The sequence below is a fragment of the Butyrivibrio sp. INlla18 genome (assembly GCF_900103635.1).
GTDB lineage: Bacteria > Bacillota > Clostridia > Lachnospirales > Lachnospiraceae > Butyrivibrio.
Window position 1 is genome coordinate 62298 of record NZ_FMXK01000017.1, and the last position, 10866, is coordinate 73163.

Genomic DNA, 10866 nt, shown 5'->3' on the forward strand with positions numbered 1-10866 from the left:
TATTTATTGTCTATTTACAAGCTTATTAAGCCTTTCCTCAAGGTCCTCGAAATGCTGATGCTCCATGAAGTTCTTCATGAAATATTCCCTAGCATTCATGCCACTCTCATGGTACTTGCCTCTATAATTTACAAAGTCCAAAAGATATTCACCAAGCTCTGCGCTGTTTCCAGCATCTGCGCATCTTCCGCAGCGGGCAGATCTGATGATCTTCTGGGCAGCACCGTTAGCCGCAGCAAAAATAGGCTTTCCAGCCGCCATGTAGGTCTGGAGCTTGCCAGGGAGCGTATCCCCAATGTGGTTACTGCCATCTAGTGTCAGCACGCAAGCATCCGCCATTCTGTAGAACTCTTTTGCCTCATCAAATAGCTTTGGACCATAGAAAATAATTATGTCGTCAAGCCCAAGTTCATGGGTAAGTTTTTTGATATTCTCAAGATTTGTTCCGCCGCCAACCATGTGGAGCTTCACGTCATTTCTATCCTTGAACACAGTCATGGCGTGGATCAAAGTCTCAAGATTCTGCGCATTTCCGATATTTCCGATAAACACAAAGTCGCAGGTATTTCCAGTCTCGATATCCTTCCTAGGATCAATATCAAGGAGCTTGAGGTCCCCGTACTGAGGCAGATAGCTCATCTTTGACCTTGGAATTCCGTTGACCTTCTCCATATATTCAAAGAAAGGCTCCGAAGAAACCGCAATGTGATCGCATTCTTTGTATATCTTCTTGGTCCAGCTATGGATCATCCTGTAAGGGAGCGTTCCCTCGTTGATATGCATAGCCTTCACGCACTCTGGCCAAATGTCCATGCAATACAGGAAAAGAGGCTTTTTATATCTCTTTTTCAGATGGATCGCAGGAACTGCCATGGTAACTGGCGAAACCTCCCAGACATAGATAACGTCAAAGTCGCCCCAGTTCTGAAGTCTTGCGCGGAGCGAACCAAAGAACACAAAAGACAGATAGCTAAGGCTCCTCCAGATTGGCCCGTGGTGCCTTGCTATGGTCTGAACGCGATAGACATCAGCCCCTTTATAGTTCTGATGTCTATTTCTAAAATGTCTATATTCTTTTGGAATTTTGGTTGTCGTATAATCCGGAAGTCCAGTCAGCACCGTGACTTTGTGACCTCTTTTGACCAGCTTCTCCACAATATCGTTAACTGCGTAGATGTCCGGCCAGAAGCACTCTGTGACTACCAGGATCTTAAGCGGTACAAAATTATTTGCCATAATTATTTGTTTTTACGTTTCTCAAGTTCTTCCTGAACATACTTGGTTGTAAGGAGCTTTTGTACTGTGCCCTCAACGTCGAGTCTGACTGTGTTGTGGCTTGTGTAAGCCTCGTCTGCTGCTGTGTGAACTTCGCCGTCAACGTAGAACTTGTCGTAGTTGAGGTCTCTTGCGTCGGCAACAACTCTGTAATAGTCGCCCATATCCTCTGCGCGGAGTCTCTCCTCTTTTGTCAAAAGAGTCTCATACAGCTTCTCACCGTGTCTAGAACCGATGATCTTGGTCTCTGTCTCGCCAAAGAGCTGCTGAACAGCCTTAGCAAGGTCGCCAATAGTTGACGCATCTGCCTTCTGGATGAAAAGATCTCCAGGATTGCCGTGTGTAAACGCAAACATAACGAGGTCAACGGCCTCATCAAGGTTCATCATGAATCTTGTCATGTTAGGGTCTGTGATGGTAATAGGATGACCGTTCTTGATCTGCTCGATGAAAAGAGGAATTACAGAACCTCTAGAGCACATAACGTTGCCGTATCTAGTACAGTTGAGGATTGTGCCTCTCTCAGCCGCCATTCTAGCGTTTGCGTAAACAACGTGCTCCATCATAGCCTTTGAAATACCCATTGAGTTGATTGGGTAAGCTGCCTTATCAGTTGAAAGGCAGATAACGTGCTTAACGCCGTTCTCAACAGCCGCATGGATCAGGTTGTCTGTACCGATGATGTTTGTTCTAACAGCTTCCATTGGGAAGAACTCGCAGCTTGGAACTTCCTTAAGTGCTGCAGCGTGGAAGATGTAGTCAACGCCTGGCATGCAATCGCGAAGGCTCTGAATATCTCGAACATCGCCGATGAAGAACTTAACCTTGCTGTAGTACTCAGGGTAGAATGCCTGAAGCTCGTGTCTCATGTCGTCCTGTTTCTTTTCATCACGTGAAAAGATCCTGATCTCGCCGATATCGCTTGCAAGGAAGTGGTCCAGTACGCAGTGACCAAAGCTTCCTGTTCCTCCAGTTATAAGTAGTGTTTTGTCCTTAAATTCACTCATTTTTATTTCCTCAATTTCACTTAGAATCATGCATCTCTTCCTGTCTCTTCTCGGAGAACCCTTCAGTGCTCTCTTTCTGGGCCAGGATCTTCACTGTCTCGAACAGGATCTGGAGATCCAGAAGCAGTGAGTAGTTTGTAATGTAAAAGAGATCCATCTTTAATTTATTTAATGGGCTTGTATTGTACTTTCCAAAAACCTGCGCAGGTCCCGTAAGACCGCCCTTAACTTTTAGTCTGTACACAAACTCTGGAATTTCTTCGGTATATTTTTTGACATGTTCGATTCGCTCAGGTCTAGGGCCTACAATGGACATATCACCCCTCAAGATATTGATGAGCTGTGGAAGTTCATCGATTCTTGTAGGTCTTATTACGTGTCCAACCTTAGTGATCCTATCGTCTGCTTCGCCGGCAGGATGTGGCTTTCCGTCTTTTTCTGCATCTACGATCATGGATCTGAACTTCAGAATATCGAACTCAGCTCCGCCGATTGTAGTTCTTTTCTGCTTGAAAAAGACTGGTCCATGGTCCTCAAGCTTGATGGCAATTGCCACAACAAGGAGTATTGGACTTGTAAGCACCAGGCCGATCAAGGAAAATACGATGTCACAGATTCTTTTAACAATTATCTGAGACGCGGTAAGCCCTGAATTCCTGCACAGATAAAGAGGTGTGTCAAAAAGATTTATGTCCTCGGAATTCTTACCGATTATATCAGAAATCTTCGGTGTGAAGTAGACTCTTTTACCTCTGTAAAAACATTCCTTCAGGATGTCATTTTTCTTTTCAGAAGGAATGTCGTTGATGAGCACGGCTTCGTAGTCGTCAAGCTTGTCATAGATCTTGTCGAGGCCTTCGTGAATGCTGATGACGTCTGCGATGTGGTACTTGTCAGGTCTTGCATTCATGAAGTGAAGCTTCTCATCGTCAGCTTCATCGTAGATCTCAAGCACCTGCTGAGGCTTGAACATTGATCTATACAGGTCTACAAGTGGCAGTATCAAAAGACATATGACAACGCTCTGAACAAGTGCCAGCAGCACATATCTCCACAAGAAGTTTGGGAAGAATCTGAACTGTCCGGTGATGGCGCAGGAGATGAAAGTCTCGATTCCATCAACGCAGAAGATTGCCATAACCTGGGAAGCCAGGAGATTTGCTTTTCTGTCAACGCCGATTCTAAAGGCTTTGAGGGCATTTCCGATGATGTAATACAGCACAAAGTAGATGCCTGCTGCCATTAAGAGGTTACCTGCTCCAAGAAGGTTACCGGTCTGGTTGTTGTCCTCAACGAACTCGTGCCAAACCCAAAAGAACATTCCTGTGGCGATCAGTACCAGCGCCATTTTGCAGAGCCATCTATATACATATCTGTTTTGTATTTTGACATGCTCCATCAATACTTTCTCCAAACCATTTTATCTACAACTCCAGTAAAACTCTGGATTATCTTGACAACCTTGTCTGAAACATTTGTGTCAACGTAGTCAGGAACTGGGATTCCGAGATCTGCATTTTTGTTCATCTCAACTGCAGTATCTACGGCCTGCAACAGGCTCTCCTCTGTGATTCCAGCAAGGATGAAGTTGCCCTTATCCATGGCTTCTGGTCTCTCTGTGCTAGTTCTGATGCACACTGCAGGGAATGGATTGCCCTTGCTGAGGAAGAAGCTGCTCTCCTCTGGAAGTGTTCCTGAATCTGAAACTACCGCAAATGCGTTCATCTGCAAGCAGTTGTAATCATGAAATCCAAGTGGCTCATGCTGAATAACTCTTTTATCAAGCTTGAAGCCTGACTCTTCAATTCTCTTCTTGCTACGTGGGTGGCATGAATAGAGGATTGGCATGTCATACTTTTCAGCCATCTTGTTAATAGCTGTGAAAAGAGATGTGAAGTTCTTTTCAGTATCGATATTCTCCTCTCTGTGAGCAGAAAGAAGAATGTATTTGTGAGGCTCGATGCCGAGCTTTTTGTGAACATCGCTTGCTTTGATCTTGTCGTAATTGGCATCAAGAACTTCTGCCATAGGTGAACCTGTTACGAAAGTTCTTTCCTTTGGAAGTCCGCAGTCTGCAAGGTATCTTCTGGCATGCTCTGAATAAGCCATGTTTACATCAGAGATGATATCTACGATCCTACGATTTGTCTCCTCTGGGAGGCACTCGTCTTTACATCTGTTACCAGCTTCCATGTGGAAAATAGGAATGTGAAGGCGCTTAGCACCTATAACTGAAAGGCAGCTGTTGGTATCGCCAAGGACCAGCACTGCATCTGGCTTAATTGTTGCCATGAGCTTGTAGCTCTTGTCGATGATGTTGCCCATGGTCTCGCCAAGGTCCGCTCCAACTGCTTCCATATATACTTCTGGCTCATCAAGTTCAAGATCCTTGAAGAATACGCCATTTAAATTGTAATCATAATTCTGGCCAGTGTGTGCCAGCACCACATCAAAGTATTTTCTGCACTTTTTGATAACTGCAGAAAGTCTTATTATCTCAGGACGTGTTCCTACTATAATAAGAAGCTTAAGTTTTCCGTTGTTCTTGAATCCCTTAAATTCAGGCATATTTTACCTCTCTCAGTCCTTGTGGTAGTAAGCCGCGATCTTCTTTACTGCTGCGATAGTATCTGCTACATCCTGATCATTCATCATAGGATAAAGAGGAATACTCATGATTCCCTTGTAGATATCTTCCGCAACTGGGCAAAGTCCGCGCTTGTAGCCCCTCTTTTCATAGAATGGGAACCAGTAAACTGGTACGTAATGTACCTGAGGCTGGATGTTCTCTGCGCTCATAGCCTGGAAGAACTCTGCTCTTGTGCAGCTTAATTTATCAAAGTTAAGTCTGATGATGTAAAGATGTCTTGTTGTATCAGACTGTGGAATCTCTTCCTGAACAATGATCTCGTCCATATCCTTGAATGCTTCATTATATGCATTCACGATCTCTTTTCTTCTCTTAGAGAACATGTCGAGCTTGTTAAGCTGGCTGATGAGAAGTGCTGCCTGGAAATCTGTCATACGATAGTTGTATCCAAGCTCCTGCATTTCGTAGTACCAGATTCCTTCTGGGTTCTTTTCAACAAACTCTTCTGGATGACGTACGATTCCGTGCTGTGAAGCAAGTCTAAGTCTTCTATATAAATCTGGATCATTTGTTGTGATAGCACCGCCTTCACCTGCAGTTACAGTCTTAACTGGATGGAAGCTAAAGCAAGTCATATCTCCAATTGAACCTTCTGGCTTGCCATTGTACTTGGTTCCGATAGCATGAGCAGCATCAATGATGAGCTTGAGGCCATGCTTGTCGCAGATCTCTCTGATCCTGTCATGTTCTACAGCCTGACCTGTGAAATCTACTGCTACGACAGCCTTTGTCTTTGGTGTGATGTGTGCCTCGATGCTGTCTGGATCTATGTTGTATGTCTTTGGATCAACGTCTGCAAATACTGGTGTTGCTCCTACGTATACAGCGCAGTTAGCAGATGCAGCAAATGTAAGAGGAGTTGTGATAACTTCATCTCCTTCTCCAAGTCCTGCAGCAATGGTCGCACAGTGAAGAGCAGCTGTTCCGTTACATACAGCTACTGCATATTTTGCCCCTGTTACTTCGCAAAGCTTTTTCTCAAGTGCCTCAACTGAAGGTCCGCATGTGATCAGATCTCCCTTCAGAACTGAAGCTACTGCCTGAACATCATCATCACCGATCCACTGACGTCCATAATATATTTTCTCACTTCTAACCGGAGTTCCTCCGTGTATAGCAAGCTTCTCCATAATATTTCCTTCTTTCTAAATATAAAAATTCTTTAGTATTATACCATAATTCTAATTTCGTGTATGTATATCCTTGAAGTGCGTAACAAATCCCCGCAAGCCATGACCTCGCGGGGACACAATTTCTCATATTTACATGCACGTCATGACAGCCTTCACTGTGAAGCTATCCTCATTCTGGATAAAGCTAGCAACCCCACTGTACTTCTCGGCAATAGACTTGATCTGTGATGTTCCGATACCGCTCTGGACCTCGCGAGTACTGATTGGAAGCCCAGTTTCAGTAAAGCGAGTTGCGATGACGCATGGGTTCTTGGTGAGAAGCTTTAATTTGCGGCCATCGTAAGTCAGCTCAAATTGAATGCTTCTCTTTTCCTTGTCAGCTATGCGTTCCTGGGCCTCGACAGCATTCTCAAGTGCATTGGCAACAAGACTTGTAAGATCCATCTCCTCCATTGGAAAGTGTTCAGGAACCGCCACCTTGACGCGGAGCTTGAAGCCCATCTTTTGACATCTGGAAGTGTAGATCGTAAGTAGCTCATTAACAATCTGATTGTCACAAAAAGAAACCGCGGTCACGTCCTCAAGCATAGAATCAAACTCTTTTAGATAAGCAGAGGCTTCGTCATATTTCTTTTCATTGATAAATCCAGCAAGTACGCGGTTGAAATGCCTGATATCATGCTTGTACTTGCGGATGACTTGTTCGTTTGTGTCGTAGATCTGGAGTTGCTCTTTTAACCTGTTAGCGCGAACCTTCTGATAATAAGCGAGCTTGGCGTCAGTCTCTGCCTTGGCAATCTGGAAAGACGTGAGCTCGTACTCGATGAAAGACGCAGACATCATGCCTACTATATAAATGATTGCAAACCACTGAGTCATATTCTCGCCATAGGGCTGAAGGCAGTACTGGAGCGGCGTGTAGAACAGCACAACGCTGAGGATCAAGCCGCTAAATGCGCTGATACTTCCGTAAAAAACTCCCGCAAGATAATTGGTAATAAACGGTGTAATGAGCACGAAGAGCCAAAAAGCGTCCATGCCTATACTCCAATCAGTCTCCATTAGCATATGGAAAAAGAGGATCAGCATGAACATGTAGGTTCCGATGATCGTCACCATTATATGATTTTGAGTGTGTTTGAGAATAAATGATAAAAAAATAAATAGAATTGCGATACTGATATTGGTCACAATACCATGTTTATAATCAATCCAGAAACCTGGAATTGAAGCGACAATACTATACACGACAAAGCCTATCAAAAGAATCAGCGTAGCCCTTGCCTTTTGCTTCATGATTGCTTTATCTTTTTCAAATTCAATAAGTTGCCTCAAAGAATAAGTAGGTTTAAAGCGGTTCATTTGATTCACCCCCGTTACAAGCCTGTTTCCTCACAATAAAAGTATACAAGATTTCTGCGCTCTAGTGTATAATAATATCAAACAAGGAGGATAGCATGAGTAAGCTTCTGGCTATTTATGCGGCTGTCATCTTCATCGTAGGAGTAGTCGTTTTTACAATTGGTGAACTTAACAAGGACAACGAAGAGGAAAAAGAAACCTACAAGTGGATGCGTATCCTCGCACTTATAGTTGTGATCATCGCGCTTGTTTGCGCAATCGCTAGCGCCAATATTGCGTAATCTGTTTTACGCATGACGTTTGATGACATTTCAAAATAAGATTTTTCATTGAGTTGACATTCCCTATTTTTCTTATATAATCTTAGATGTTTTCATGCTAATTTTTTAGCACGTGCGTTCCAACTCTTGGAATTCAAACGCACAATTTCTCTAACAAATTTTTATATTAACAGAAAGAGGTTCTATGTTTATTGATGAACTATGGGCTGAACGCACCCGTCTTGAACGCGTTCTCAAACAGATTGATAAGGATATTGAGTCTGCACCTCCAGGAACGCTGCGTGTTGGCGGCGTCAAAAAGAAGCCTATATTATATTACAGGAAAAATCCTTCCGAAAGGCTTGGCACTTACATCAAGAAATCTGACTTAGACGTGGCAAGGAAGCTTGCTCAAAAGAACTATGCTCAAAGATGTAAGCTTAATCTCTCCCCCAAGCTCGATCTGATCGATGCTTTGATAAAAGACTATGACTATAATAGTTTATTATCTGTTCAAAAGAGCTTACCTGAAATCCGGCAAAAACTTATCGCTCCTTACACAATGAGCGACGAAGAATATGCCCAAAACTGGCTTGCAACTTCCTATGACCAAAACACCGATTATCCAGAAAATCTCATTTTCAAAACCGCGAATGGTGAACTTGTCCGTTCCAAATCTGAAGTTATCATCGCAAATACTTTGCTGCGTCTCGGAATTCCATACAAATATGAAATGCCTTTTTATTACACAAAGGCTCAGTCTTTCAGAACTGATTTTACAGCTTTGAATGTCAAGAAAAGAAAACAAGTTTACATCGAACACTGTGGCCGTATGCACAAAGAAAACTATCGCGATAGCTTTTTTTACAAATTAAAAAAGTATTCTAACGCTGGCCTCGTGCTGGGAAAAGACATCATCTTCACATTTGAAGACGAAGACCACCCATTTGATGTGTCGGTGTATGAAAAGACTTTTCGAGATTTGCTACTGAAGTGATAAGCCTTTCTATCTGTTATACAACAAATTGCAACTATCCATTTACCCAAAAAAGCGCTGCGTATATATGATACACAGCGCTTCGCATTCCTATTTAATTGTAAAATTACAATCTCAACTCAGCTCTTCATTTCCATTTCTTAAGACCTTCATATGCGTAGCTTGAAAGATCAACGCCACAGTCAACACTGCTCAGTGTCTGAAGACTTGGTTTAAATGTTCCAATGGAAATAACTATTGGATTAAGATTTTTATTAGGGGGAGTTCCATTTTTTTTATTTGCCATAGTGGTTACCTCCTTGTAGGTACATTATATCCAAGGTCTCCATAAAAAGTGCTAAAAAAACTATAAAGTTAACTGATTTTTGAAATAAAGATTCACTTTTTATAATTAAGAGTAGTATAATAAATCCAACGATTATTTTTTATTGATGGGGAGGAAATGCATAATGGCAACTAAAGTAGCAACTAAGATTGAACTTCAGTTTGGCGATCACGCTGTAAGCGAAGATGAACTTGTAACTCGTGCTAAAAAAGCATACGGTAAAAAAGATATCAAGACTCTTAATATCTATGTAAAGCCTGAAGAGTACAAGGTTTATTATGTAGTAAACGACGAGATCACAGGAAGCTACGATCTGTAATCTAACACAAATCAAAAATCTATCAAAAAGAAGCAAGTGCATTTACTACACTTGCTTCTTTTTTACCTTATTTTACTACCTGCATTACCGAGATATCATCTCGTGCAGGTAACACTTTCGCCAGCCAAGGCACAAATTAACTTGTTTTATTACCTGCATTGCCAAGAAATCGTCTCGTGCAGGTAACGCTTTCGCTAGCCAAGGTCTCTTTTTAACTTGTTTTATTACCTGCATCGCCGAGAAATCGCCTCGTGCAGGTAACACTTTTGCCAGCCAAGGCACAAATTAACTTGTTTTATTACCTGCATCAGCCAAAATCTCCATCTTGCAGGTAACATTCCGCCAATCGAAGCCTTTCCCCAGCCACACACGTTCTCCAGTCATGTACTTATGCCTTACACAAGTACCTCTTCTGCCTTCCTGTTTGCCAGGTGCTCCTCGATTTTCGCCCTGATCCTATCCTCAACCATATGCGCAATCTCAATACTCTTAAGTCCCTTGTACTCCTCGTAAGGAATAGGCTCAAGGTAATACACGTAGGTCTTCACTGGACCCACGTGGTCGCTGTTGAAAACCTTGTAGGAATCAACCAGCGCTACAGGCACGATTGGCACCTTTGCCATCTGAGCAAGTTTAAAGCTTCCGGCCTTGAAGGGTTCCATAACGTTGCCGTTGTTTTCTTTGTAACCACCCTCTGGGAAGAGGATGAACTTCCTGCCGGCTTTGAGTTCCTCAGCCATTTCTCTAAATACGGTAATGGTCTGCCTTGGGTTATCAAGTTCAAGGCGCTTGCCATCTACCATCCACATAACTTCTGAAACTAAAACAAGATGTGATCTCTTCTCGTCCATAACGAAAGAGCATGGCTTCTTGTGAGTTGCGAAAATTCCAGGCACATCGTACTTGCCCTGATGATTAGGATAGAGCATGTAACCGCCCTCAGCCGGAAGATTCTCAGTGCCGAAGGCCTCTGTCTCATAGCCAGATGACTTGTTCATGTAATAGATCATCTCATTGGCCATGCCGTAGCGCTCCTCTTCGGAGTGCCTCTCAGGATGCTTCATCCAAATTCTGGTCTTTACAACGTAGTAGATAATTCTATGAAGATTTATCAAAATAGTGTGATAAAAATTACGCATCTATATTTATTTATGTCTCCTCAAATTTTTACCAATGCCGTATTTTACCATATTTTTTCACAGTTTTTCAAGAAGTGACTTGAACCCGGGAGTTTGACAGTTAAATTATATCAAAAGTCCTTACAGGCCACATCTGGCCTGTATTTTTTTGTCAAATTTTTATTCTTAATATATAGCAATATATAGTGATGTGTGATATAATAAGGGCTGGGGGTACTTATTATGAAACTTACAATCTCAAAGTCCAAGAACTCAGAATCATTCTACATATCCAAATCTTATATCGATAATTCTGGAAAAAGCACCACTGCTACAGTTCGTAAACTCGGTACTCTTGCTGAATTGCTAAAAGATCATGGTCCAACTCGCGATGATGTTGTGGCCTGGTGTCGCAGTGAA

At 42.6% G+C, this 10866-nt stretch carries 11 protein-coding genes and 1 pseudogene; 4 read left to right on the forward strand and 8 right to left on the reverse strand.

The genetic code is table 11. From position 1 onward, the window contains the following. Positions 1–3 precede the first annotated feature (3 nt). From BLS24_RS12450 to BLS24_RS12475, 6 genes are all read right to left on the reverse strand, one after another. Positions 4–1236: a glycosyltransferase family 4 protein gene (locus tag BLS24_RS12450; RefSeq protein WP_091759669.1), complete on the reverse strand. Its 1233-nt coding sequence runs from the start codon at positions 1234–1236 to the stop codon at positions 4–6. A 2-nt stretch (positions 1237–1238) separates the two neighbouring features. Next, positions 1239–2282, reverse strand: coding sequence for a polysaccharide biosynthesis protein (locus BLS24_RS12455; protein WP_091759696.1), 1044 nt, complete (start codon positions 2280–2282; stop codon positions 1239–1241). 16 nt (positions 2283–2298) lie between these two features. Next, on the reverse strand, positions 2299–3681 hold the full coding sequence (locus BLS24_RS12460; RefSeq protein WP_091759672.1) for a sugar transferase: 1383 nt from the start codon (positions 3679–3681) through the stop codon (positions 2299–2301). Continuing rightward, complete coding sequence (gene wecB / locus BLS24_RS12465) at positions 3681–4850, reverse strand: non-hydrolyzing UDP-N-acetylglucosamine 2-epimerase (protein ID WP_091759674.1); 1170 nt, start codon at positions 4848–4850, stop codon at positions 3681–3683. The genes BLS24_RS12460 and wecB overlap by 1 nt, the downstream gene beginning before the upstream one ends. A 12-nt stretch (positions 4851–4862) precedes the next feature. Further along, a complete protein-coding gene (gene pseC, locus BLS24_RS12470; protein ID WP_091759677.1) occupies positions 4863–6062 on the reverse strand; it encodes a UDP-4-amino-4,6-dideoxy-N-acetyl-beta-L-altrosamine transaminase in 1200 nt (399 codons plus the stop codon). A 132-nt stretch (positions 6063–6194) separates the two neighbouring features. Next, entirely contained in the window at positions 6195–7427 is a 1233-nt protein-coding gene (locus BLS24_RS12475; RefSeq protein ID WP_091759679.1) for a sensor histidine kinase, read from the reverse strand. A 95-nt stretch (positions 7428–7522) separates the two neighbouring features. On the opposite strand from BLS24_RS12475, the gene BLS24_RS12480 reads away from it, so the two are divergent. Both BLS24_RS12480 and BLS24_RS12485 read left to right on the forward strand, forming a co-directional pair. Beyond that, positions 7523–7708, forward strand: a complete 186-nt coding sequence (locus BLS24_RS12480) for a hypothetical protein (RefSeq protein ID WP_071175207.1) — start codon at positions 7523–7525, stop codon at positions 7706–7708. Positions 7709–7892: 184 nt separating this feature from the next. Then, the gene (locus BLS24_RS12485; protein ID WP_091759681.1) at positions 7893–8684 is read left to right on the forward strand and encodes a PDDEXK family nuclease; all 792 of its coding nucleotides are present in this window, start codon (positions 7893–7895) and stop codon (positions 8682–8684) included. Positions 8685–8811: 127 nt separating this feature from the next. Here the strand turns inward: BLS24_RS12485 and BLS24_RS15310 are convergent, their stop codons facing one another. Then, positions 8812–8970 (reverse strand): hypothetical protein, encoded by a 159-nt coding sequence (locus BLS24_RS15310; protein WP_176764437.1) that lies wholly within the window; start codon positions 8968–8970, stop codon positions 8812–8814. 163 nt (positions 8971–9133) lie between these two features. Here BLS24_RS15310 and BLS24_RS12490 point away from each other — a divergent pair, with 163 nt between their 5' ends. Then, positions 9134–9328, forward strand: coding sequence for a DUF6465 family protein (locus BLS24_RS12490; RefSeq protein WP_091759684.1), 195 nt, complete (start codon positions 9134–9136; stop codon positions 9326–9328). A 395-nt stretch (positions 9329–9723) separates the two neighbouring features. Here BLS24_RS12490 and BLS24_RS12495 read toward each other — a convergent pair whose 3' ends face one another. After that, positions 9724–10467 (reverse strand): lysophospholipid acyltransferase family protein, encoded by a 744-nt coding sequence (locus tag BLS24_RS12495; protein ID WP_091759686.1) that lies wholly within the window; start codon positions 10465–10467, stop codon positions 9724–9726. Between the two features lie 222 nt (positions 10468–10689). Here BLS24_RS12495 and BLS24_RS15630 point away from each other — a divergent pair. Beyond that, positions 10690–10866: pseudogene (locus tag BLS24_RS15630) on the forward strand (IS1634 family transposase); the annotation flags it as partial.